18 protein-coding genes, 1 tRNA gene and 1 pseudogene are annotated in these 22616 nt (G+C 73.5%); 5 read left to right on the top strand and 15 right to left on the bottom strand.

Translation table 11 applies throughout. The features are described from left to right. Positions 1-421: 421 nt before the first annotated feature. The 4 genes from ACIP5K_RS11345 to ACIP5K_RS11330 form a co-directional block, all read right to left on the bottom strand. A tRNA-Ser gene (locus ACIP5K_RS11345) sits at positions 422-509 on the bottom strand. A 10-nt stretch (positions 510-519) separates the two neighbouring features. After that, positions 520-978: a tRNA adenosine(34) deaminase TadA gene (gene tadA / locus ACIP5K_RS11340; RefSeq protein ID WP_401407902.1), complete on the bottom strand. Its 459-nt coding sequence runs from the start codon at positions 976-978 to the stop codon at positions 520-522. Between the two features lie 181 nt (positions 979-1159). Next, positions 1160-1732, bottom strand: a complete 573-nt coding sequence (locus ACIP5K_RS11335) for a hypothetical protein (protein ID WP_401407900.1) — start codon at positions 1730-1732, stop codon at positions 1160-1162. Between the two features lie 253 nt (positions 1733-1985). Further along, positions 1986-2207, bottom strand: a complete 222-nt coding sequence (locus ACIP5K_RS11330; protein ID WP_401407898.1) for a hypothetical protein — start codon at positions 2205-2207, stop codon at positions 1986-1988. Positions 2208-2352: 145 nt separating this feature from the next. Here ACIP5K_RS11330 and upp point away from each other — a divergent pair, with 145 nt between their 5' ends. Then, positions 2353-2988, top strand: coding sequence for a uracil phosphoribosyltransferase (upp, locus tag ACIP5K_RS11325; protein ID WP_401407896.1), 636 nt, complete (start codon positions 2353-2355; stop codon positions 2986-2988). A gap of 108 nt (positions 2989-3096) precedes the next feature. On the opposite strand, the gene ACIP5K_RS11320 is transcribed toward upp, so the two are convergent. Then, positions 3097-3750, bottom strand: a complete 654-nt coding sequence (locus ACIP5K_RS11320; protein WP_401407894.1) for a LytR C-terminal domain-containing protein — start codon at positions 3748-3750, stop codon at positions 3097-3099. Between the two features lie 114 nt (positions 3751-3864). Then, entirely contained in the window at positions 3865-4161 is a 297-nt protein-coding gene (locus ACIP5K_RS11315) for a type II toxin-antitoxin system VapB family antitoxin (RefSeq protein WP_003955420.1), read from the bottom strand. A gap of 121 nt (positions 4162-4282) precedes the next feature. Between ACIP5K_RS11315 and ACIP5K_RS11310 the strand changes: the two genes are divergently transcribed. Then, on the top strand, positions 4283-5995 hold the full coding sequence (locus tag ACIP5K_RS11310; protein ID WP_401407892.1) for a helicase HerA-like domain-containing protein: 1713 nt from the start codon (positions 4283-4285) through the stop codon (positions 5993-5995). Between the two features lie 917 nt (positions 5996-6912). Here ACIP5K_RS11310 and ACIP5K_RS11305 read toward each other — a convergent pair. The 3 genes from ACIP5K_RS11305 to ACIP5K_RS11295 form a co-directional block, all read right to left on the bottom strand. Then, positions 6913-7248 (bottom strand): hypothetical protein, encoded by a 336-nt coding sequence (locus ACIP5K_RS11305; RefSeq protein ID WP_401407891.1) that lies wholly within the window; start codon positions 7246-7248, stop codon positions 6913-6915. 77 nt (positions 7249-7325) lie between these two features. Beyond that, a complete protein-coding gene (locus tag ACIP5K_RS11300; RefSeq protein WP_401407889.1) occupies positions 7326-7955 on the bottom strand; it encodes an HhH-GPD-type base excision DNA repair protein in 630 nt (209 codons plus the stop codon). A gap of 95 nt (positions 7956-8050) precedes the next feature. Then, the gene (locus ACIP5K_RS11295) at positions 8051-8812 is read right to left on the bottom strand and encodes a sulfite exporter TauE/SafE family protein (RefSeq protein ID WP_401407887.1); all 762 of its coding nucleotides are present in this window, start codon (positions 8810-8812) and stop codon (positions 8051-8053) included. 199 nt (positions 8813-9011) lie between these two features. Here ACIP5K_RS11295 and ACIP5K_RS11290 point away from each other — a divergent pair, with 199 nt between their 5' ends. Together ACIP5K_RS11290 and ACIP5K_RS11285 are read left to right on the top strand one after the other, a co-directional pair. Next, positions 9012-9929: a LysR family transcriptional regulator gene (locus ACIP5K_RS11290; protein ID WP_401407885.1), complete on the top strand. Its 918-nt coding sequence runs from the start codon at positions 9012-9014 to the stop codon at positions 9927-9929. 42 nt (positions 9930-9971) lie between these two features. Beyond that, a complete protein-coding gene (locus ACIP5K_RS11285; protein WP_401407883.1) occupies positions 9972-10298 on the top strand; it encodes a cupin in 327 nt (108 codons plus the stop codon). On the opposite strand, the gene ACIP5K_RS11280 is transcribed toward ACIP5K_RS11285, so the two are convergent. Then, complete coding sequence (locus ACIP5K_RS11280) at positions 10288-13542, bottom strand: AfsR/SARP family transcriptional regulator (protein ID WP_401407881.1); 3255 nt, start codon at positions 13540-13542, stop codon at positions 10288-10290. The two genes, ACIP5K_RS11285 and ACIP5K_RS11280, sit on opposite strands and share 11 nt — an antisense overlap. A gap of 138 nt (positions 13543-13680) precedes the next feature. On the opposite strand from ACIP5K_RS11280, the gene ACIP5K_RS11275 reads away from it, so the two are divergent. Next, complete coding sequence (locus ACIP5K_RS11275) at positions 13681-14961, top strand: MFS transporter (protein ID WP_401407879.1); 1281 nt, start codon at positions 13681-13683, stop codon at positions 14959-14961. A gap of 204 nt (positions 14962-15165) precedes the next feature. Here the strand turns inward: ACIP5K_RS11275 and ACIP5K_RS11270 are convergent, their stop codons facing one another. From ACIP5K_RS11270 to ACIP5K_RS11250, 5 genes and pseudogenes are all read right to left on the bottom strand, one after another. Continuing rightward, positions 15166-16026, bottom strand: a complete 861-nt coding sequence (locus ACIP5K_RS11270; RefSeq protein ID WP_401407877.1) for a DUF7019 family protein — start codon at positions 16024-16026, stop codon at positions 15166-15168. 282 nt (positions 16027-16308) lie between these two features. After that, positions 16309-20349 carry a trypsin-like peptidase domain-containing protein gene (locus ACIP5K_RS11265; RefSeq protein WP_401407875.1) on the bottom strand — a complete coding sequence of 1347 codons (4041 nt, stop codon included), beginning with the start codon at positions 20347-20349 and terminating at the stop codon, positions 16309-16311. A gap of 19 nt (positions 20350-20368) precedes the next feature. Continuing rightward, entirely contained in the window at positions 20369-20698 is a 330-nt protein-coding gene (locus ACIP5K_RS11260; protein WP_401407873.1) for a trypco2 family protein, read from the bottom strand. Positions 20699-20981: 283 nt separating this feature from the next. Then, positions 20982-21464: a hypothetical protein gene (locus ACIP5K_RS11255; protein ID WP_401407871.1), complete on the bottom strand. Its 483-nt coding sequence runs from the start codon at positions 21462-21464 to the stop codon at positions 20982-20984. A gap of 60 nt (positions 21465-21524) precedes the next feature. Further along, positions 21525-22612 (bottom strand): annotated as a pseudogene (locus ACIP5K_RS11250) (transposase); the annotation flags it as partial. Between the last annotated feature and the right edge of the window lie 4 nt (positions 22613-22616).

Here is a 22616-nt window from a genome sequence, read left to right as displayed (position 1 = left end):
TCCTGTGTGGCCCGTGTGTGCCCCTGGTGCCGGCGTGAGTCTAACGTGACGCCTTTTCACTTGACCTTTAAGGACCAACGTCCCCTGTTTCCAGGCCCTTTGCCGCCGCTCGGAGCCGGTCGCGTGCCGGAGGATAGGTGGTGAGCCCGGACGATCTGGCAGGAATCGGAAGGGCAGGGACCGGACCCCGACTGCGGGGTTCACGCCGCATCTCCCCCGAAGCGGCGTGGGCTGACGGGAGTCCGTCCTCATCGGGGGAAGCGGTTCGTCCCCCCGAAACCGCTTCCCCCGCCCCCAGCGGGACAGTCTCCCCGGCGGCCTCGGTCAGGCGCCGGGGATTTCTGTGTCCGGCCCCGGCCGCCCCCGGACATGCAGAACGCCCCTCTTTCCCGGGTGACCCGGGAAAGAGGGGCGTCGTCAGCGGTAGCGGTGGGATTTGAACCCACGGTGACGGGTTACGCCACACTCGCTTTCGAGGCGAGCTCCTTCGGCCGCTCGGACACGCTACCGAGAGGAACTCTAGCCCATAGGGGGCCGTGGTTTGAAATCCATATCCCGGAAGAAGCGGGTGAGGGGTTCGGCGCACTCGGCCGCGAGGACGTCGGCGATGACTTCGGGGCGGTGGTTGAGCCGTCGGTCGCGCAGGACGTCCCACAGGGAGCCGGCCGCCCCGGCCTTGTCGTCACGGGCTCCGTAGACGACGCGGTCGAGGCGGGACTGGACGGCGGTGCCCGCGCACATCGTGCACGGCTCCAGGGTGACGACGAGCGTGCAGCCGGTCAGCCGCCACTCGCCCAGCCGCTGTGCGGCCCGGCGGATCGCCAGGACCTCGGCATGGGCGGTGGGGTCACCGGTCAGCTCGCGTTCGTTGTGCGCGGTGGCGAGGACCGTGGTGCCGTCCGGCGCGAGCAGGACGGCACCGACGGGGACGTCGCCGCCCGCCGCGGCAAGCCCGGCCTCGGCCAGGGCCTGCCGCATGGCGGGCCGCCACGGATCGCGTACGGGGTCGGGGTCGGGGGGGTAGGGGCGGGCAGGGGTGTCGGGGACATCGGGGGCATCGGGGGCATCGGGAGGGCCGGGATGCTCTGGAAGATCGGGGAGGTCGGGGGTCCGGGGGGTCACGGCCAGGAATGTAACCCCGGCGGCCGGGCCCCCGGGGTCAGCGGACCGTTTCGAGAACCTCCGCGGCGCCCAGTGCGTCGGCGATCTCGCTCAGGGCGTCGGCCCCGTCGAGCGCCAGCAGCTCCTTCTCGGGGACGCCGAGGTCGGCGAGGATGTCCCGGTCCCCGAGCGGCCCCGCGGGCAGCTCGGAGCCGGGGACGCCACCGCCGCCACCGTCGTCCGTCTCGTCGTCGTCGTCGCCGTCGGCGGCGGCCGTGTCCGGCTCGCCGTCCTCGGTGCCGTCCAGGTCGAGGGCGTCGAGTTCGTCGGCGCCCGGATCCTTGCCGAGCAGTTCGTCGGTGAGCAGGATCTCGCCGTAACTACTGCGGGCTGCGGCCGCCGCGTCCGAGACGTAGATGCGAGGGTCGTCCTCGCCGTCCACGCGGACGACGCCGAACCACGCGTCCTCCTGTTCGATGAAGACGAGGACCGTGTCGTCCTCCGCATCGGCCTCGGCGGCCGCTTCGCGGGCCAGGTCGGACAGGTCCGACAGGGTCTCCACGTCGTCGAGCTCTGTGTCGCTCGCTTCCCACCCGTCTTCGGTGCGCGCGAGCAGTGCGGCGAAGTACACCGTGACTCTCCCACTGGTCTCAGTGCCGGTCGGGGGTCCCCCCGGCGGAGTCTGATGGACGGGAGTGCAGTTCAAGCCCCGCCCACTCGGAATCGTGGCAGAAAGAACGCCGTCAGGAGAGGTCTTCCGCGCGCTGTGTTGGCGTCGCGTTCGCGACAGGCCGTGCACACGGGTGTCTGATGTGAGCCGCGTCACCCGCGAGGCGTGGTGGAGCCCGGCCCAGCCGGTCCGCGGTCCCGGGCGCGGCGCGCGCTCACCAGCGGAAGGTGCGCATCCGCATCTGCTGGCGCATCCGTGCGGCCCGGGCGCGGCGCGGCTGGACCCGGGCGCGCAGCTCGCGTGCCTCGGTCAGTTCCCGCAGGAACATCGCGCGACGGCGCCTTCGTTCGGCGTCCGTCTCGGGCCCGGGCCGCTCCGCCGCCGCGGTGTTCTCGGCGTCGGGGTCCGGCTGCGCTCGGCGCTTGCTGTCCGGCATGAGCCACCTCCCACCCCACTCGACGGGTCCACTCCATTGTCCCCGACCCTCCGGTTTCCCTCCCGGCACACGCTTGATGCCCCGGGCCGGGCCCGTGCCGGGCGCGGGGGAGCCGGGGCCGCGGGGCCCGGTTACTGTTGAGGACATGCGGATCCACGTCGTCGACCACCCGTTGGTGGCGCACAAACTCACCACGCTGCGCGACAAGCGCACCGACTCCCCGACCTTCCGGCGCCTGGCCGACGAGCTGGTCACCCTGCTCGCCTACGAGGCGACCAGGGACGTGCGCACCGAGCAGGTCGACCTCGACACCCCCGTCTCGCGGACGACCGGCGTGAAGCTGTCGTACCCGCGGCCGCTGGTGGTGCCGATCCTGCGCGCCGGTCTCGGCATGCTCGACGGCATGGTGCGGCTGCTGCCGACCGCCGAGGTGGGTTTCCTCGGCATGGTGCGCAATGAGGAGACGCTTCAGGCGTCCACGTACGCCACGCGCATGCCCGACGACCTCTCCGGCCGTCAGGTCTACGTGCTCGACCCGATGCTCGCCACGGGCGGCACGCTCGTCGCGGCGATCCAGGAGCTGATCAAGCGCGGTGCGGACGACGTCACCGCCGTGGTGCTGCTGGCCGCGCCCGAGGGCGTCGAGATCATGGAGCGGGAGCTGGCCGGGACGCCGGTGACCGTGGTGACCGCGTCGGTCGACGAGCGGCTGAACGAGAGCGGGTACATCGTGCCCGGTCTCGGCGACGCCGGTGACCGGATGTACGGCGCCGCGGAGTAGTCCCGCCGGCCCGTGCCGGGCCCGGACGGAGAAGAGCCGCGGTCGCTTCCGCTCGTGCACCGAGCGGGAGCGACCGCGGCTCTTCCGCGTGTCCGGTCTCCCGATCCCCTACGAGGCGCAGCCGGGCTTCGCGGAGGGGGTGGGCTGCGGGTGGGTCAGGGCGGCGAGCGCCTTGTCGGCGGCCGTCTTCGGGGTCAGGCCCTTGAACTCCTTGCCGATGATGAGGTCCACCTCGGCCGGCCCCGGCCGGGTGTCCGTCCTCTGCTCGGCGCCGGACAGCTGGGTGCCGAGGACGGGCAGCGCCGCGTCGGAGGCCGACTTCGCGCCGAGCACTATCCCGACGCCCTTGACCTTCTTGTCGTAGGTCTTGGGCGCGTTTCCGACGTCCCCGATGGCGAAGCCGCGCTTCTTCAGTTCGTCGGCGGTGTCCTTGGCCAGGCCGCCGCGGGTGGTGGCGTTGAGGACGTTGACCTTGATCTTCGCGGGGGCGGGCAGCTTCGCCGCGGCCTTGGCGGGGGACGGGCTCGCGCTCGGGTGCTTCGGACAGGCCGCGGCGCCCGAATCGGCCGCACTGGCCTTGCCGCCACCCGTGAAGACATCGACGAGCTGGAACGATCCCCAGCCGATCAGGCCGATCGCCGCGACGGACGCGACGACGGCGAGCACGATCCTGCTGCGCGGGCGGCCGCGCCGCATGCGGGGGTACTTGTCCCCCGTGATGCGGTATTTGCCACCCATGCCGGGGGGAGTGAGCATGCTCATGGGCGCAGCGTAGTGCCGCCCGACGGCGATGCCTATTAAATGATCAGTGGTGGCCGCTCAGTCCAACCCGAAAGGGCCAATACGGACGTGAGGGGCCCTCAGGCGCGGCGGCCGTCAGCCGAGTTCGAGCACGCGGGCGTGCAGCACCTGGCGCTGCTGGAGCGCGGCGCGGACGGCGCGGTGCAGCCCGTCCTCCAGGTACAGGTCGCCCTGCCACTTCACGACGTGCGCGAAGAGGTCGCCGTAGAACGTCGAGTCCTCCGCGAGCAGCGTTTCCAGGTCGAGCTGGCCCTTGGTCGTCACGAGCTGATCGAGGCGGACCGGGCGCGGCGCGACGTCCGCCCACTGCCGGGTGCTTTCCCGGCCGTGGTCGGGGTACGGCCGGCCGTTTCCGATGCGCTTGAAGATCACACGGAAAGCCTACCGGGCCGGGCTCTCCGGGCGCAGCCATGGAGAGGGAGTGCGACCCTGTGAAATACCGCCCTGAAGCAGGGCGAAACAGGACCACTCAAACCCGGGACAGAGGCCTGAAATGAGTGACAGCGAGCCGCTGGCGGACGGACGGCCCGGCGGGGCGGACCCGTCCGGGGGAGAAAGCGGCGCCTCATTGACGCGGGAGCGCCGGGACCCGGAGCGCCAGGAGCCGCAACACCCGGGGCCACCGCGGCCCGAGGCCGTCACCGGTGCGCCCGCGCTGCCCGCGGCGGCGCTGGAGATCGCCGCCGGGTACGCGTTCAGCGGGCCGGCCCTCGAACTCGGCGCGCTGCTGTGGGACGGCGTGTGCCACCCGGACGCCGGCATCCGCATCCCGCTGCCGATGCTGAACCGGCACGGCCTGGTCGCGGGCGCCACCGGCACCGGCAAGACCAAGACCCTCCAGCTCATCGCGGAACAGCTGGCCGCGCAGGGCGTGCCCGTCTTCCTCGCCGACATCAAGGGCGACGTCTCCGGCATCTCGGCGCCCGGCGAGGACGGCGGGAAGGTGCGCGAGCGGGCCGGGCAGGTGGGCCAGGAGTGGCGGGCCACCGGCTTCCCGTGCGAGTTCTACGCGCTCGGCGGCATCGGCACCGGCATCCCGCTGCGCGCGACCGTCACCAGCTTCGGCCCGGTGCTGCTGTCGAAGGTGCTCCAGCTCAACCAGACGCAGGAGCAGTCGCTCGGCCTGATCTTCCACTACGCGGATCAGAAGGGCCTCGAACTCGTCGACCTGAAGGACCTGCGCGCGGTCGTCACCTTCCTGACGTCCGACGAGGGCAAGCCCGAGCTGAAGACGATCGGCGGGCTGTCGAGCGTCACGGCCGGGGTGATCCTGCGGGCCCTGACGGCGTTCGAGGCACAGGGGATGGGGGACTTCTTCGGGGAACCGGAGTTCGACACCAGCGAGCTGCTGCGCACCGCCGACGGGGGGCGCGGGCTGATCTCCGTACTCGAACTGCCCGCCGTGCAGGACAAGCCGCAGCTGTTCTCGACGTTCCTGATGTGGCTGCTCGCCGATCTGTTCCAGCGGCTGCCCGAGGTCGGGGACGTGGAGCGGCCCAAGCTCGTCTTCTTCTTCGACGAGGCGCACCTCCTCTTCAACGGGGCGTCGAAGGCGTTCCTCGACGCCATCACGCAGACCGTGCGGCTGATCCGGTCCAAGGGCGTCGGCATCTTCTTCGTCACGCAGACGCCGAAGGACGTGCCCGCCGACGTCCTCGGGCAGCTCGGCAACCGGGTCCAGCACGCGCTGCGCGCCTTCACGCCCGACGACCAGAAGGCGCTGAAGGCGACGGTGCGGACGTTCCCGCACTCCGGGTACGACCTGGAGGAGACGCTGACCTCGCTCGGCACCGGCGAGGCCGTGATCACCGTGCTCAGCGAGAAGGGCGCGCCGACGCCGGTGGCGGCGACCCGGCTGCGGGCGCCCGAGTCGCTGATGGGGCCGGTGCCGGCCGACGTGCTCGACGCCGCCGTGCGCGGGTCGCTGCTGTACGCGCGGTACGCCGATGCCGTGGACCGGGAATCGGCGTACGAGAAGCTGACCGCGCGGGAGGCCGAGACGGCGGCCCGCAAGCAGGCCGAGGCCGAGGCCGTCGCGGCGGAGAAGGCGGAGAAGGCGGCCAGGGCCGGGGGGAGGCCGGCCCGGGACGCCTCCGTCGTGGACCAGGTCGTGGGGAGCGGGATCTTCAAGTCGCTGGCCCGGTCGATGGGGACGCAGCTGGGCCGCGAGATCTCCCGCTCGATCTTCGGCACGCGACGTCGCTGACGGGTGGGGCACGCGCAGCGGCCCGCACCTCCCGTCGTGGCTGGCCGCGCGGTTCCCCGCGCCCCTGGGTGGTTCGTCGTCTGCGGCCCGGCGGTGGCTGGTCGCGCGGTTCCCCGCGCCCCTGGGTGGTTCGTCGTCCGCGGCCCGGTGGCCGCGTCTCGCGCAGTTCCCCGCGCCCCTGGGTGGTTCTTCATCCGCGGGCCGGTGGCCTCTTCCCGCGCAGTTCCCCGCGCCCCTGAGGCATGCGCTGCCGCGCAGCCTCCCCTTGAGGCTGAGCACCGCGCGCCTCTCCTGGGAGGCGGGACGGTCGCGCGCCTCTCCTGCCTGAGGCTGAGCACCGTGCGCCTCTCCTGCCCGAGGCTGCGCGCTCGCGTGCGCCTCTCCTTTGGGGGGCGGGCCGGTGGCCCGCTCTTGATGAGATGCCGCACGCAGTGCGCATCTCAGGGGCGCGGGGAACTGCGCGAGAAGCGGCCACCGGCCTGCACCTGGAAGACCACCCAGGGGCGCGGGGAACTGCGCGACCAGCCACAACGGTGGCGCGCGTAAAAGAGGGGCGCGGGGAACTGCGCGGCCAGCCACGACGGTGGCGCGTGGGAAAGAGGGGCGCGGGGAACTGCGTGGCCAGCCACGACGGTGGCGCGCGGGAAAGAGGGGCGCGGGGAACTGTGCGGTCGGCCCCCGCCGGGGTGTGGCGGGGGCGTTCTGAGTGGGGGTCAGGAGTTTGTCGGGCGGGGCGGGGGTGACGTGGGTGACTGGCGGGGCGGCGTCGAATCCTGGGGCCGCTGCGGCGCACGGGCATCGCGCGCAGCCTCGGCACGCAACAGGGCACGCAGCAGCGCGTACGGGTCCTTGGGCATGGTGGAGCGTCCTTTCGGTGCTGACAGGCATGACAGGCGTTCCGGAACGTGCCGGGACTGTCAGCAGCGCAGGACGACGGTGCGCAGGGCGCGGTGCTCCGGGCGGGCCGCGGGCGCCGCGGGGACCGTCCGGTGCGCCGCGACCGCCGGCAGCGGCCGCGGCGGCGGGGAGGTCAGCAGCCGGGTGGGATGCCCGGTGGGCAGCCGGAGCGCGGCCTCGGGAGTGTCCTGGTGCTCGCCGCCCTCGCAGGAGGCCGCGGCCACCGGGAGCGGCGCCACCGCTGCGGCGGACGGCGCCGCGAACGGCGCGAGCAGCAGCGCGAGGACCAGCAGGAGCGCGTCCGCCCACGACCGGGCACGGCGGCCCGGCGCGAGGGGGAACGGCGCGACACTCATGCGTCGACTTGTCCCCCGGACGCGCCCGCGACGCAATCACCCCGCGCCCTTTTCCCCTCGCATGGGCTACACGGACGTCACCGCGCTGACGACGCGGCGGCCTTCGCGGCCTTGGCCGCCGCCTTCATCTCCTGCTTGTGCGCGCGGACCTTGGCCAGCGACTCGGGGCCGGTGATGTCGGCGACGGAGCGGAACGCGCCCGCCTTCCCGTAGTCGCCCGCCGCCGCCCGCCACCCGGTGGGCCGCACCCCGAACTGTTTGCCGAGCAGCGCGACGAAGATCCGCGCCCTCTGCTCGCCGAAGCCGGGCAGGTCGGTCAGGCGCCGCAGCAGTTCGTCGCCGGTGCCGACACCGTCCCAGACGGCCGCCGCGGCACCGTCGTAGTGCTCGACGAGGTACTGGCACAGCTGCTGGACCCGTTTGGCCATCGAGCCCGGGTAGCGGTGCACGGCCGGCTTCGCGGAGAGCAGCGCGGCGAAGGACTCCGGGTCGTGGGCGGCGATCTCGTGCGCGTCCAGGTCGTCGGCGCCGAGCCGGTCGGCGATCGTGCGCGGCCCGGCGAACGCCCACTCCATCGGCACCTGCTGGTCGAGCAGCATCCCCACCAGCGCGGCGAGCGGGCTGCGGCCCAGCAGTTCGTCGGCGGCCGGGTCCTGGGCGAGGTGCAGGGCGGGGCCGGTGTCGTCGGTCCGGTGCGTGCGGCTCATACGTCGATGATCGCGCGGCCGGGTGCCGGGCGCCCGTCGGCCGCCGGGGGCCGGGTGGCGGCGGCCGTGGAAGGCCGCCGGGCCCGGGGAGGGCGTCAGCCGCGGACCAGCAGCAGCACCGACGCCGTCACGCCCACCGTCACGATCACCCCGCGCAGCACCACCGGCGGCAGCCGGCGGCCGAGCCGTGCGCCGAGCAGCCCGCCCGCCGTCGAACCCGCCGCGATCAGCGCGGCCACCGCCCAGTCGACGTCGGACACCGCGATGAAGACGACCGCGGCGATGCCGTTGACCAGGGAGGCGAGGACGTTCTTGGCGGCGTTCAGGCGTTGCAGGTCGTCGCGGAGCACCGCGCCGAACATGCCCATGAGCAGCACGCCCTGGGCCGCGCCGAAGTAGCCGCCGTAGACGCCGGTGCCGAGCACCCCGAGCCACAGGGGCAGCCCGCCGTCGGTGCGCGAGCCGGACCCCCGCCGCGCGGCGGTCCACCGGTTCAGCCGCGGCTGGAGCAGCACCAGGACGCAGGAGACGAGGATCAGCACCGGCACGATCGCGCGGAACGCCGAGCCGGGCAGCCGCAGCAGCAGGAGCGCCCCCGCGAGCCCGCCGAGCAGGGAGGCGGCGCCGAACCGGATCAGCCGGGCGCGCTGGCCGCGCAGTTCGCGCCGGTACCCGTACGCGGCGCTGAGCACTCCGGGCACCAGCCCCACGTTGTTGGACACGTTCGCCAGCACCGGCGGATAGCCGAAGGCGAGCAGGGTCGGGAAGGTGATCAGGGTGCCGGAGCCGACCACCGCGTTCATGCCGCCCGCCGCGAGCCCCGCGGCCCCGATCGCGACCGCTTGCCCTACGTCCACGTACTCGCTCCACCCTCGCGCGTCGCACCGCGCCGACCGCGGCCACGGGCCGGCCGACGGGTCGGCACCCGCCGGGAGTTCGCGACCTCCGCGGCGGGTTGCCGCCCTGGGCCGTCCCGTCGACGATCGTGCGCCGCCCACCGATCCAAGTCAATCCTAGGGTTTTCTTGCACATGCCCAAGCTGTAGCTTTGGTCGGCGTGACTCTCGACGACCTCCGTGTCTTCGTCGCCGTCTGCCGCGCGGGCAGTCTCAGCGCCGTCGCACGCGACCTGTCCTGCACGCAGTCCGCGGTGAGCCAGCACGTCAAGCGGCTGGAGAAGGAGACCGGCGTCGGCCTGCTCGAACGGCACGCGCGCGGGGTCGTGCCCACGCCCGCGGGCCGGATCCTGCGCGCGGCGGCGGCCGACGGCATCGGCGTCCTCGACGACGCGCTGCGCCGCCTGGACGACCTGGCGCGCGGGGCGAGCGGCTCGGTGCGGGTGACCACGGGCGCCACCTCGGTACGGCACTTCATGGCCGAGGCGATCGTCGCCTACCGGCGCGCCCACCCGCAGATCAGCCTGGAGTTCCAGACCGTCAGCTCCAGCCGCAGCTGCTTCGAGGCGCTGGCCGCGCACGACCTGGACCTCGCCTGGATCACGATGGGGCCCGCCGCGCGCGGCATCGAGCTGCGGCCGGTCGTCGAGCTGCCCTGGGTGCTCGCCGTGCAGGAGGACGACCCGCTGGCCGCGGTGCCCCACGCCGGACCGGACGACCTGGCGGCGTCGGCGCAGCTGATCCTGCCGCCCGAGCACTCCACGTCCCGCTCCCACCTGAACGACCGCTTCGCCGAGCTGGGCATCACCGGCGCGGCCGCCGCCGGCACCGGCATCGCCGACTGGGACACCGCCGCGCACCTGGCGCAGCTCGGCCTCGGCCACGCCGTCGTCCCCGGCCTGCCCGGCCTGCGCGGGCCCGGCCACCCCGGCCTGGTGCTCGTGCCCGTGCCGTGCCTGCCGCCGCTCCAGGTCGGCTGGGCGGTGCGCCGCTGGGCCGCGCTGTCGCCGCCCGCCCGCGCGTTCGCGGACCTGGTGGAGGGCAGCTGCCCGGGCGCCGCGGTCCGCCCGAACGGCTGACGCGGTCTCGCGCGCGCCGCCCGCCGCGGCGACCCTGGCCCCATGACGACCACACACCGCCTCGCCGCCCTCGCCGACGACCACCTGGCCGCGGCCCGCTCGGCCCCGCACGGGCGCAGCGCCGAACTGATCCTGCACGAGGACCAGTTGCGGCAGAGCGTCATCGCCCTGGTGGAGGGCAGCGCGCTGGAGGAGCACAACGCCCCGCCCGCCGCGGCGCTCCAGGTCCTCACCGGCCGCGTCCGGCTCACCGCCGTCTCCGGCGACGCCGAGCTGGGCCCCGGCGACCTCCGCGCGATCCCGCAGGAGCGGCACGGGCTGCTGGCGCTGACCGACGCCGTGGTGCTGCTGACGGCCGTCACGGCCTGATCCGGCCGGCGCACAGCACCGCGTCGAGCGCCGCCTCCGGCTCCAGCGCGGCGCCCGCCGCGAACCGGGCGTCGAACGCGGCGCCGCCCAGCGCGCGGCGCGCCCGGTCCGTGATCCGCTCCACGTCGCCGCGCTCCGCCGCGGGCAGCGGCGCGCCGACGCCCCGCCGGGCCGCGTCCGCCGCCCCCAGCAGCAGCGCGGCGCCCGCCGCGTCGCCCGCCAGGGACACCGCCCCCGCCAGCCCCTCCAGCGTCAGCGCGTAGGCGCGCGGCTCGGCGAGGACCCGGGCGGCGTCGAGACCGCGCAGCTGGTGCGCCCGCGCGGCGACCGCGTCCCCGGCCAGCTCGGCGAGGAACCCGAACTCGGCCGCGTAGAGATGGTCGCCCGCGGGGGAGGAGACGTCGCCGTGGCCGTCGCGCAGCCGCATCAGGTGCGCCCGCGCCGCCCCGAGGTCACCGGCGCGGCGGGCCCCGAGCGCCAGCCCCATCTCGGCGTGCACCTCGCCGTACCGGTAGCCCTGCTCGACGGCCCGGGCGCGCGCCTGCATGTGCAGGTCGCGGGCGCGGTCCCAGTCGTGCCGGAGCAGGGCGACCCGGCCGAGCCCGGAGAGGCGGGCGGCGACCTCGGCGGCGAGCCCGAGCTCCCGGGCGAGGGCCAGCCCGGCCCGGCCCAGCCGCTCCGCCTCCGCGTACGCGCCGCGGATCCCGGCCAGCGCGGCGAGCGGCTCGACGGTCTGCAACTCGCCCCACCGGTCGCCGAGTTCGCGCAGGAGCGCGGCGGCCCGCCGGCCGTCCCGCTCCAGTGCGGACAGGTCCCCGCGGATCAGGGCGTGCCGGGCGCGCAGGGCGAGGGAGGCGGCGACGGCCCAGGGGTCGTCCGGGGGCGGCGGGCACGCGTCGAGGCGGCGCCCGCAGGCGTCGGGGTCGCCGCCGTGGAAGAGGGCGTGGGCGCAGAGCCAGGAGGTGGCGGCGGACACCCCGACCGCGGGCAGGGCCGCGGCGCCGGGGCGCACGGCTCCGGTGAGCAGCCCGAACGCGGCGCGCAGCGCGGCCGGTTCGCCGCCGCCCGCGGCGTCCGGCAGCGCGCACAGGGCGCGGTGGCCCTCGGTGAGCCGGCCGCGCAGCAGCCACCACCAGGCGAGCGCCGCGCCGAGCCGCCGCGCCGCGGCCGGGTCGGTGCGCACCGCCGCGTCGAGCGCGGCCCGCAGATTGCCCGCCTCGGCGTCGAGCAGGCCCAGCCACTCCTGCTGGCCCGCGCCGCGCAGCCGGGGCGCGGCGCGCTCGGCCAGCTCCAGGTAGTACCGCAGATGCCGCTCCCGTACGGCGTCGTCCGCGCCGTCGCCGTCCCGCTGTTCCCCGGCGTACGCGGCGACGGACTCCAGCAGCCGGTAGCGCGGGCGCGGGCCGGGCCCCGCCACGACCAGCGACCGCTCGACGAGCCGCGTCAGCAGGCCGGGGACCTCGGCGCGGGCCACGCCCCGCCCCGCGCAGACGGCCTCCGCCGCCTCCAGGGTGCAGCCGTCGCGGTGCACGGTGAGCCGCCGCAGCACGGTCCGCTCCCGCGCGCCGAGCAGCTCCCAGCTCCAGTCGAGCACCGCCCGCAGCGTGCGCTGCCGGGCGGGCACGCCGCGCTGCCGCGCCCCGAGCAGCCGGAACCGGTCGTCGAGCCGCGCCGCCAGCTCCCGTACCCCCAACGCCCGTACGCGGGTGGCGGCCAGCTCCACGGCGAGCGGGATGCCGTCGAGGCGGCGGCAGATCTCGGCGACGGCGTCGGGGGCGTCGCCGGGGTCGTACCCGGGCGCCGCGGCGCGGGCCCGCGCCGTGAACAGGCGGACGGCGTCGGCGGTCGCCAGCGGCTCCACGGGCCGGACGGCCTCCCCGGCCGCGGCCAGCCCGAGGGGTTCCTGCCCGGTGGCGAGGACGCGCAGCCGGGAGGTGGCGCGCAGCAGGGCGTACGTGAGGTCGGCGGCGGCGTCGACGACGTGCTCGCAGTTGTCGAGGACCAGCAGGCCGTCGCGCTCGCGCAGCGCGGAGGCGAGGCGGTCGGCGGGGGTGCCCGCGGCCGGGCCGGCAGGGGCGTGCGGCACGTCCTCGCGCAGGCCGAGGGCGGCGGCGACGGCCTGCGCGAGATCGTCGGCGGCACTGTCCGCGGGCAGCCCCGCGAGCTCGACGAGCCAGACCCCGCCCGGCGCGGGAGCCGCCCGGGCGGCCTCCACGGCCAGCCGCGTCTTGCCGACCCCGCCCGGCCCGGTCAGTGTCACCAGCCGGTGCGCACCGAGAAGCCGCCCGACGTCGCCGAGATCCCGCTCCCGCCCGACGAGCGACGTGGACGGATGGGGGAGGGCGGCGGTGTGGGGGGCCGGGGGAGGAGGGGGCGGCGCCGGGGGCGCGGCGGGGAGCTCCACCGGGCGGTGCTGGGGCCGCAGTTGCGGCTGGTGCTGGTGCTGGTGCTGTGGCTCGTGTTGGTGTTGCGGCTCGCGCTCGTGCGGCGGCCGGGGCTCCCGCTGGTGCAGGATCCGGGCGTGCAGGGCGGCCAGTTCCGGGGTGGGGTCGACGCCCAGCTCCCGCGCGAGGAGCCGGCGCAGTTCCTCGTACGACGCGAGGGCCTCGCCCTGCCGCCCGGCGAGGTACAGGGCGCGTATCTGCGACGCCCGCAGCCGCTCCCGCAGCGGATGCCGGGCCACGAGCCCGCCCAGCTCGGCGGCGGCCAGACCGTGCTCCCCCGCCGCGATCAGGGCGGCGGCCCGCTCCTCCAGCGCGACCAGCCGCACCTCTTCGAGCCGCCGCGCCGCTCCCCGGACGAACGGGGCGTCGGCGAAGTCGGCGAACGCCGGACCCCGCCACAACTCCAGCGCCCGGTCCAGGAGTTCGATCCGGTCGCCGGGGTCCGCGGCCGCCCGTGCCGCCCGTGCCGCCCGTGCCGCACTTTCGACGAGGTCCCGGAACACCACCGCGTCCACCTCGGCGCCGGTCAGGTCGAGCCGGTACCCGGGGGCCTGCCGCACCACGCGCGAGCGGCCGACGGCCCGGCGCAGCTGGGACACCTTGGCCTGCAACGCGTTGACGGGCTTGCCCGGCGGGCGGGCGCCCCACAGGTCCTCGACGAGCCGGTCCACGGAGACGACGCGCCCCTCGTGCGCCAGCAGCACGGCCAGCAGCGCCCGCACCTTCACCTCGGGGACGGCGACGACCTCCCCGCCGGCGCGCCCGCGGACGACGAGTCCCCCCAACACCCCGAACCACATGGGGAAACGGTAACGCCGGGACCGCGCTCCCCCGGCGTGCCGACGGCAGCCGCCATCAGGACTTCATCAGCGGTCCCGAACCCCACCGGGACAGGCTCGTGCCCGCCCCACCATCCCCGGCACGGAAACGGACCGACCATGCCCGACACGACGACCACGGGAACCTCGCACACACCACCGCCCCGCCCGGGGACCGGACCGGAGACCGGGCCGGAGACCGGACCGGAGACCAGGCCGGGGTCCGGGGCGGGGACGGTGCCCGCGCAGGCGCCGAGACTCCCCCTCCCGGCGCTCCTCGCCCTGGCCACCGCCGTCTTCATCACGAGCCTCACCGAGACCCTCCCGGCGGGCCTGCTCCCCGCGATGAGCCGCTCGCTGGGCACCACCGAGTCGGCCACCGGCCAGACCGTCACCGTCTACGCCGCCGGAACCTTCCTCACCGCCCTCCCCCTCACCGCGGCGACGGCCGGCTGGAGCCGCGGCCGACTGCTGCTCACCGCCATGGCCGGGTTCGCCGTCGCCAACACGGTGACGGCGCTGTCGTCCTCGTACGCCCTGACGATGACGGCCCGCTTCGCCGCCGGGGTCGCGGCCGGTCTCGCCTGGGCGCTGCTGGCCGGCTACGCGCGCCGGCTCGCCCCGCCGGACCTGGAGGGCCGGGCCATGGCCATCGCCATGGCGGGCATCCCGGTGGCGCTCTCCCTGGGCGTCCCGGCCGGCACCTTCCTCGGCACGACGCTCGGCTGGCGCACCGCGTTCCTGGCGATGACCGCACTCACCGTCGTCCTGCTCGGCTGGCTGCGCCTGACCGTCCCCGACCACCCCGGCCGGGCCCGCGCCGCCCGCACCCCGGTCCGGCACGCGCTGCGCGTCCCCGGGGTCCCCGCCGTGCTCACCGTCACCCTGGTCTTCGTGCTGGCGCACACGATCCTCTACGCGTACATCGCCCCGTTCCTCGACGACGTCGGCCTGGGCGCGCAGACCGATCTGGTCCTGCTGGTCTTCGGCGCGGCCTCGCTGCTGTCCATCTGGGCGGTCGGCGCCCTCGTCCACCACCGGCTGCGCCATCTCACGCTGGCCGGCACCGTCCTGGTGGCCGCCGCCGCGACCCTCCTCGCGCTGACCGCCGACTCCGCGGTGCCGGTCTACGCGGCGGCCGCCCTGTGGGGCCTGGGCTGGGGCGGCGTCCCGACGCTGTTGCAGACGGCGGCGGGCCGCGCGGGCGGCGAACAGGCCGACGCCGCCCAGGCGTTGCTGGTCACCCTGTGGAACGTCGCGATGGCCGCCGGCGGTGTGGCGGGCGGCCTCCTCCTCCACCTGGCGGGCCCGGCGGCGCTCCCCTGGGCGGTGCCGCTGCTCCTGGCTCCCGTCCTCGGGGTGGTCGTCACGGCCCGGAGGCACGGGTTCCCCGCGTCCTGACCGGGACGGCCGCCGCATCCCGCGTACGCACGGCCGTCCCGGGCACCCGTCCGTCATGCTCGCTCTGGTGTACACCTCGTACGACACCGCGACGACGGTGTGGGCCTTCGTGATCGCCGTCGCCGTCGTGCTGGCGGTGACCTGGTACGTCAGGCGCCGCAGATAGCCCGGGGCGAGTCCCGCGGCCGGGGCTGTCCGGGCCGGTCAGCCCGCCCCGCGACGACGTCTCCCGCGCAGGGGGAGCAGCCTGCGGGGCTCTCGGCGCGGCGGGCGCCTCAGCTCCGCGTACCGGGTCACCGAGTCCGGGCTCGCGGTCCGCACCCACACCGGAGCCCCGATCAGGATCCGGTCCGCGCCCCGCCTGTTGTCACGGAAGTCCCAACGGCTCGGGGTCAGTTCGACATCGGTGTAGATCTGAGCGAACCACTCGCAGTCGTGAGCGTCCGCGAGGGTGAGCCCGCGGGTCCAGGGCTCCTCGTGATCGGTTCCGGGGTGTTCGCTCCCCTCGTTCAGAGCGATGTGCAGTGCCTCGACGGAAAGCGATTCGGGGTCGTCCCACTGGGACGTGTTGCGCGTGCCCCGGCTCTCCAGCAGCTCCGCGATGGCGTACCAGGCGGAGGAGGCCCAACCGGACTCCGGGGCGTCCGAAGGCCGAAAGGGGTGCCCGGGGAAGCTGTCCAGGCTCCCGAAGAGGACCAGATCGACCTGCCGGCCCTCGACACTGCTCGTTCTGATGTGCAGCACCGCGCCCCGGTCCCGCTCCGGGCCACCGATGAACCGTGCGATGCGGACCTGCCCGACGCCTTTGGTGAAGCGCGCGGGCGGCGGTGTGCTGAAGGCGGAGACCGCCTGCCCCCCGATCACCTTCTCGATCTTGCGTGCCTTTTCGCGGCGGGTGAGGCCCGACCGCTCACGGTTCCCGACCTCCGCCCCCACGCCCTGCGGGGCGGCTTTGAAGGTCCAGCTCAGCCGGCTGTCCCAGGTGACGCCGTTGTCGGACGCGATCTCGTCGACGCGGCGCTCTGACCAGTACAGATAACTACCGGCGTCAGCCTCCCTCGCCACTGCCTATCCTTCTCCGATCAGATGATTGCCGTGGATCCTGGCCGCCCGCATCCAGTCACAGGCCGAGCAGCGGTCCAGATAGGCGTACGGAGACGCGTCCATGGCATCGACCTCCGCCATGACCTTGAAGTTCCGCCGGTTCTGCACTCGTCCGCAGGGCGACTTGGCGGAGTGATACACCGTTGTCACGCCCACATCAGGAGTGAGACGTCGCGGGCACGGCACCGGTGAGTTCGGACGAGTGACGAGGCCCTGTCTCCCGCCCGGCCCGGCGGACCCACCTCAACCGGAGTCGTCGACCCCCAGCAGTGCGGCGAGACGGCGCCGGTGGCCCTCGACCTGCTGACGCCGTTCGCTGTCGTCGTCGGGACGGTCGCGCAGCCACGCGTCCGAGAGGCCGAGAGCCCGCCGTGCCCGACGCTCGGCCTCGGGTCGCCTCGGTGAGTGTTCCAGCGAGTGCGCCACCTGCACCAGCAGCGGACCGACCGCGGCCTGCCTGTTCGACTGGAGGGCGAGCCAGTCCAACGCCACGTCGAGAACCTGCTCGATCGCTTCCGCGTCCGGGAAATCTCCGCCGGACAGCAGGGCCTTCAGCAGCCTTCCGTTCGCCGCGTTCCGCACGTTCCGCTCGCCGCCGGTCCAAAACCGTTGCCGGGCGACCTCCGTCGCGCGGCGCCGGACCCGCGGCGAGGAATGGCGGATGTCGAGGACCTGCGCCAATAACTGGATCGATCGGTTGTCGTGGTCGTTGACGGCGGACCAGTCGACGCAGGCCGTGCACAGCCGGTCCAGGACGGGAGCGTCGAGTTGCTCGGAGCCCTTCAGCAGGTCTTCGAGCGCTGGCTCGGCTCTCTTCGGGTACCTCGCATGCTTCAGCAGGTCACAGGCGCGGGCGACGAAGCGGTTCCACTCGGGCGAATTGTCTGCGCGGTGGTTCCGGAGGGCTCTGACGAGACTGGGTTTCTTGCGGTTCTTCTCCGGCACCAAAGCCCTCAGGGACAGCACCCGGACGGATCGCGCCGCCAGTTGTGCGCGATCGGCCGGTTTCGCGAAGGGGCTGTTCAACGCGGTGGTCAGCATGCCCAGGGCGCCGGGGGCCCTGGGGTTCTCGTCCAGGCAGCGAAGGGTCGCGGCCATCGTCCGGGCGGGTTCGTCGCCGGTGAGATCGGAGCGCCGCAGGAGCGAGGTCAGGGGGTAGGCCAGGTGCGGGCTGTCGGGGGTCGCGGCAAGCTGGGCGAACGTAGCGACCAGCACCCGGTCACGGGTGTCGGTGTCGAGGTTCGTGCGATGCAGCAGTGGCGTCAGGACGGAGCGTGCCACGCTCGGGCCGGGCCGGTCCCGCAGCAGGGCCAGCGCCCGGTCCGCCAGCCACCGCAGCCGCTCCGGGTCCTCGTCCGGCAGTCTGGTGCTCAGGAGCGCCCCGGTCACCTCGCTGACACTCAGCCACATGGAGCCGTCGTCTGCCGCCAGCCAGTCCATGGCCACTACCGCAAGGTGCTGTTGTTCGTCCTCGGTGAGGGCAGCGTTGTCGCGAGCACTGGTCTTGGCCGCGTTCTTCAGCAGCGGAGGAAGAAGCAGGCCCATCTCAACGTGTCGACCGCCATTCACGTTCAACCAGTTCCACGCCGCCTGCACGGCACGCGGCAGGCCGTCCCGTCCGGGCAGTCCGGGGACGATCAGTTCTCTGAGCAGGTACGCAGCAGTGGGCTGTAGCCCGTAACGGGCCTCATGGTTCAGCCAGGCGAAGGAGTCCCTGACCACCTGTCCGTACAGCTCCTCGGTCAGATCCCGGAACAGACGGTGTCTGCTCAACACGGCTACGAGGGCGAAGGGGGCAGCCGGCGGGTCCGCGGGGGCCACCGTGTCAAGGAGCAGACGGACCGTCCGTTCGAGGTCCGCGCCGGTCAGTTCGGGGTGTTTGAGCAGTGGCCCCGCCACGTAACCGGCTTGACCTGTCGTGCCGTAACGGCGCAACCAGCGCAACGCCCAGTTCCGGACCTGGTTCATACGCGCGTCGCCGCGCGGCAGGACGTCCAGCCGCGTATCGAGGAGTCGCTGTAGAGGGAAGCTGGCGTTTTTCGTGAGCGGGTGCCGTGTGAGCCACTCGTAGGCCTGGCCCGTCGTCCATTCCCGGTTTCCAGGGCCGAGGTCGCTTGCCAGGGCCTTATGGAGAGCGCGTGCGGCGCCGGGCCGTTCACCGTGGATGTAGATCCACTCGGAGAGGTAGCGGTCGCTGTCGGGCAACTGCGATGCCACGGCCAGGATGGTGTCGAGGGCTCTGGCCTTGGCGTAGTGCTTGCGCAGCCACGGTTCCGTGAATTCGCGCAGCACCACCGGGCGCCATGTCTCCCGCAGGAGCAGGGCCCGAAGGTCCCGGCCGTCGCCCTTCGCATCCGCTGCCACGACCAGGTCCTGGACAGCGTCACGATGGGCGACGCACCACTCGTCCACCACTCCGGTCAGCGCGTCGACCGCCTCCTTGTCCAGCTTGTCGCGCAGGCGGTCCACCGCGACGGCGACCCGGGCCAGGGCAGAACCGTCCGCCAGCCCTGAGTCCAAGACCCGGCGCAGGCCGACGCCGTGCACGGAATTCTGGCCCTTCTTGAGCACGGCGACGCCGAGCAGATGGTCGGCGTAGACATCGTGCACGGGCTGAAGGGCGTGGTTCCGGGACGCGAGCAGGCCGTGGTCGAGGAGCTTGCCCAAGAGCCGACCGCCCTCCACCCGGCGCGGGTCGTCGGCGTCCGGAGCGAAGAAGTCGAGTGCGTCTACGAGCTGGCACGGTGAGTGGGCGACGGTCAGAGCCACGGCCGTCGCCGCGCGGTCCGGCACCTCGTCCCCGAGGAGCGGCAGTCCCATGTCGATCAGGATGGCGTTGAGCCATGAGCCGAAGTCGGAGTCGGGAGAAGGCGCGGCCTTCCTCACGTCCTCACCGGCCCGCGCCGTGCGGTTGAGGTGCGTGGCGTAGAACCGGCTGACCACCGGAGGACCGGCGCAACGTTCCTTCATGTAGCGGTCGCCCTGCTGCTCCACGGCGTCGGGCGCGAGGCTCTGGACGATCTGCTGGGTGACGGCTCGGTGGTACACCGGGTCCGCCCGGACGTGGACGGTCTCGAAGGTGTTGTCCGGGTCCAGCGTTCGGAGCGCCTCATCCTTCAGCCGGCCGCGGCGAACGGTCGTCAGTACGGCAAGCCGGACGCCACTGCCCTCTGCCTCGCTGAACACGCTGCTGTAGGTCGTCCCCGGGTCGGCGATCCAGTCGATCTCGTCGGCGACGACGAGCACTCGGCCCGCCAGGTCGCGGACGCTGTCCCACACATCACGCAGGGGTGCGGACTGGGACACGTGCACGACCAGCCAGTCCCGGCTCTCCTGAGCCAGCGCGGCTACCTCCAGGCACAGCCGTGACTTACCAGCTCCGGCCGCCCCGTCGATGAGCAGTCCGGCGGGCAGGCCCGGCCTCTCGGCGAGGTCGGCGAGCCGGGCCAGGACCTCGTCGGGCGAAGTGGAGTCGCCGGGATCGACGTACGGCAGCCTCTCCTCGACGAGTGAATGCGACGCCATGTTCCTGACGACGGCGTACCGGCTGTGGTGTTGGTGGAGACCGTCGGTCCGGCTCCAGTTGTCGGGAAGGACGGGCAGGGGGCGTGGGTCCACGTGTTCGTCCCTCAGCGCGTCCCGCCACCCCTCGTCGTCGATGCGGTCGAGAGGCGTTACCTCCAGCCTGCCGATCCCCGCCGCCGGTACGTGTTCCTTGACGATGCCGACCAGGAGCCCGGTGTCGCTGATCAGCGCCGCCCCGGACATGCCCTGCCAGGGACTGGTGCCCGAACCCGGCGCCGCCAGGACCTCGGGGGCGTCGTCCACGACGACGCGCAGCATGTCCGGCGACCCGACGTCGCTGGTGAGGATCCGGCAACGGACCGTTGCGCTGCCCCGCCAGATGTCGTCCGGCGCATCCGGGGAGCTTCTGTCGACCACGGCCCAGCCGGGGAAGCCCACCGCGTGGGTGGTCACCTCGGCGTTCCGGGAGCGGTCCACGCGTCCCAGCAGAACCGGGTCGGCGCAAGCAGTGGGTGACGTATCGAGAGTGGGTGACGTATCGAGCTGGAGCAGGGCCACGTCCAGATCCGTGTCCTGCCTCACCTCCGCGGCCGGCCTGTCGAACTCTTCCCCGCCGAGCCGGACATGCACGCTTTCGCCGCCCTTGAGCACGTGCTTCGCCGTCAGGACGAGCCGCTCCGAGATCCGGTAGCCGCTGCCCACGCGGCACTTGTCGTCGGGCAGGCCGACGACCACGCGCGCAACCTGGGCGACATCCACGCCGGAGGGCACCGGCACGTCACCTCGGCCGTCGGCTCAGCGTGTCGCCCGCGGAGATCGGCCTGTTGTCGGGAGTCGTGGCGTTCAGCTGGAGTTTCAGCGTCTGCACGTCGCTGCGGTCCTCGGTGCGCTGCCCGCCCGCGGAGATCACGTGGACGCGGATACCGCCGTTCACGCCGCGGGACCGGCTCAGCGTCGTCTGGAGTTCGAGTTCGAGCGAGGAGACCGCAAGCCGCACCGGGCCGCCCTCGGCCTCGGCCGCGTCCACCGCTTGCGCGAGCTCGCGTCGTATGGCTCCGAGCGCGACCGCTAGGCCGATGCCCTCGTCCTCGACGTGTTCCGCCACCATCAGGAACTCCCCCGCCCCACCGTCGGCCGCGCACACCACAGACGACTCTAGTGTTGTTGTAGACGACATCGACGATACTGCAACTGGTGCTGAAAGAAGGTGAGTTGAAGGGGGTGCCTGCTCCAGCCTCCCGCACATCCTTTTCGACCACGGGGAGTCCGGAACCACGATCCGTGAGCAGGTGGGCCGTGCCGCGCCCGGCCTGCTGGACTACGAGATCACCTCGTCGGGCTGGTCCGCGGCCGACGAGGGGGGCAAACCGTTTGACGGCTCTGCTCGCTTGTCAGTCCCAAGCGTTGAAGAGGACCCCGCCCAACGTCGTGATGCTGTGGAAGCGGACCTCACGCCACTCGCCCGGCCCGAGCACTGAGGTGTCCACGTCGGAAAGCGGTGTGGCAAGCAACTCGCCGCTCAGGACGACGAAGCCCGCGTCGGTAAAGGCATGAGCCCACGGAGGCGGTGCGAGGAACTCCTCCCCGTACCCGTTCCGACGTGCCTGGGCGAAGGCGATCCAGGGGTGATGAGCGTGACACAGGACGATGCTCTCGCCTGCGCCTGCGCCTGCGACGACCGATGCAGTGTGGAAGGTCCGAGGATATGCCTGTTCCTCCACCTCGCCCACTGTGCCTCCGGCGCCGCGGGCCGCGGAATACAGAGCGGTGCGGAACGCCCGCAGGTCGGTCTTCGGGAGCGGGCCCTCCTTCGGCCAGAAGAAGCCTGTCGCCCCCCGCGGCAGCACGAACCTGGTGTTCCCGTCGTCGCCCATGTCGCTCATTTTGCCTGGTGGGAGGTGCATCGGTGGTCGTGGATGGCATGAGCTGCGGGTTCACGCTGTGCGGCGAGGCTTGGTGCCCTCCTTGTGATGGGCGGGAAGGGTGTACGCCTCGCCGGTCGCGAGGACTCTGCCCACGTCATGACGGGTGGCGGGGTGACGGTTCTTTGAGCCCGGCGGACGGCCGGGTCCGGGGCGGGACGGTTTCGGTGCACCGGTTGGAGTGCCGGTCTTCGTACGCAGGTTGCGGAACCCCCTTCGAACGCGGGCAGGAGTGAGTCTGTTCGGCTCGGCCGGCTTCTCCAAGGGCGCCGGAGGTCAGCGGCCGGCGGGCGGGCGAGCCGGAGCTGGGCGTAGGCGGCGATCACCAGCCAGGTCCACCGATCGGCTGCTTCCGAGCTGCGAAGCCGGGGCTTGGTCCGTCCGAGCGTCTGCTTGAACAGGCGGAATGTGTGCTCGATGTCGAAGCGGCGGAGGAAGGAATGCCAGCAGCGGTCCACGTCGCCGGTGGTGGGGTCGGTGCCGGACCACTACAGCCGGACCTGCTTGTCGACCCCGCCGCCGGGCAGCTTCTCCACGACCAGACGGATGACGGTGCCCTCGATGAGAGGCAGCGGGCCGTCGTGGTCGAGCCAGGCCGCCCGACGGGTCAGCCTCGGATGCAGCCGGTCCCCTGCCTGCGCGGTCGCCTTCCCGTAGCGGCGAGTGTCGGTGACCGTCCTGGGTTGCTCGGTGCCCCGGGTGGCCGGGTCGCCGAGGACGAACTCGCCGACGTGCTTCGGCGGTCGCCCGCCTTGGGGACAGGACAGGGTGTACTCCTTGAGGGAGGGCGTCGGCCGGCGCATCACCCGGTCCGAGCGCAGTCGGCCCAGGATCTCGACGGGCAGGTCGCCCAGCGGGTGAGCGATGCGGGGCGCGTCGTATCCGGCGTCCAGCACGACCAGGACGTCGGGGTCGCCCCGCTTCCACTGGCCGGCGGCGACGAGCCGTTCGACGACCTCGCGGAGCAGGACCGTGGTCACCGCGGCGACGTCGGCGCCGGGGTCCAGGCGCACCGCGTCCAGCACCGCCGTCCAGGACGTGCTGCCGGTCTCCAGCGCGGCCACCACCGAGTACGGCCGGCCGGGCACCATCTGATGCTTGCCC

Origin of the sequence: Streptomyces sp. NPDC088785, from assembly GCF_044750685.1 — a bacterium.
GTDB lineage: Bacteria > Actinomycetota > Actinomycetes > Streptomycetales > Streptomycetaceae > Streptomyces.
The sequence above is the reverse complement of the archived record's forward strand: the minus strand, read 5'-3'. Positions and strand labels throughout refer to the sequence as shown.

Excerpts from the sequence above, each read along its gene's own strand:
- tadA (WP_401407902.1), bottom strand. The coding sequence starts at position 978 with ATGCGGCAGGCCCTGGCCGAGGCCGGGCTTGCCGCGGCGGGCGGCGAC.
- ACIP5K_RS11330 (WP_401407898.1), bottom strand. The coding sequence starts at position 2,207 with ATGCCGGACAGCAAGCGCCGAGCGCAGCCGGACCCCGACGCCGAGAAC.
- upp (WP_401407896.1), top strand. The coding sequence starts at position 2,353 with ATGCGGATCCACGTCGTCGACCACCCGTTGGTGGCGCACAAACTCACC.
- ACIP5K_RS11320 (WP_401407894.1), bottom strand. The coding sequence starts at position 3,750 with ATGAGCATGCTCACTCCCCCCGGCATGGGTGGCAAATACCGCATCACG.
- ACIP5K_RS11310 (WP_401407892.1), top strand. The coding sequence starts at position 4,283 with ATGAGTGACAGCGAGCCGCTGGCGGACGGACGGCCCGGCGGGGCGGAC.
- ACIP5K_RS11305 (WP_401407891.1), bottom strand. The coding sequence starts at position 7,248 with ATGAGTGTCGCGCCGTTCCCCCTCGCGCCGGGCCGCCGTGCCCGGTCG.
- ACIP5K_RS11300 (WP_401407889.1), bottom strand. The coding sequence starts at position 7,955 with ATGAGCCGCACGCACCGGACCGACGACACCGGCCCCGCCCTGCACCTC.
- ACIP5K_RS11285 (WP_401407883.1), top strand. The coding sequence starts at position 9,972 with ATGACGACCACACACCGCCTCGCCGCCCTCGCCGACGACCACCTGGCC.
- ACIP5K_RS11280 (WP_401407881.1), bottom strand. The coding sequence starts at position 13,542 with ATGTGGTTCGGGGTGTTGGGGGGACTCGTCGTCCGCGGGCGCGCCGGC.
- ACIP5K_RS11275 (WP_401407879.1), top strand. The coding sequence starts at position 13,681 with ATGCCCGACACGACGACCACGGGAACCTCGCACACACCACCGCCCCGC.
- ACIP5K_RS11260 (WP_401407873.1), bottom strand. The coding sequence starts at position 20,698 with ATGGTGGCGGAACACGTCGAGGACGAGGGCATCGGCCTAGCGGTCGCG.
- ACIP5K_RS11255 (WP_401407871.1), bottom strand. The coding sequence starts at position 21,464 with ATGGGCGACGACGGGAACACCAGGTTCGTGCTGCCGCGGGGGGCGACA.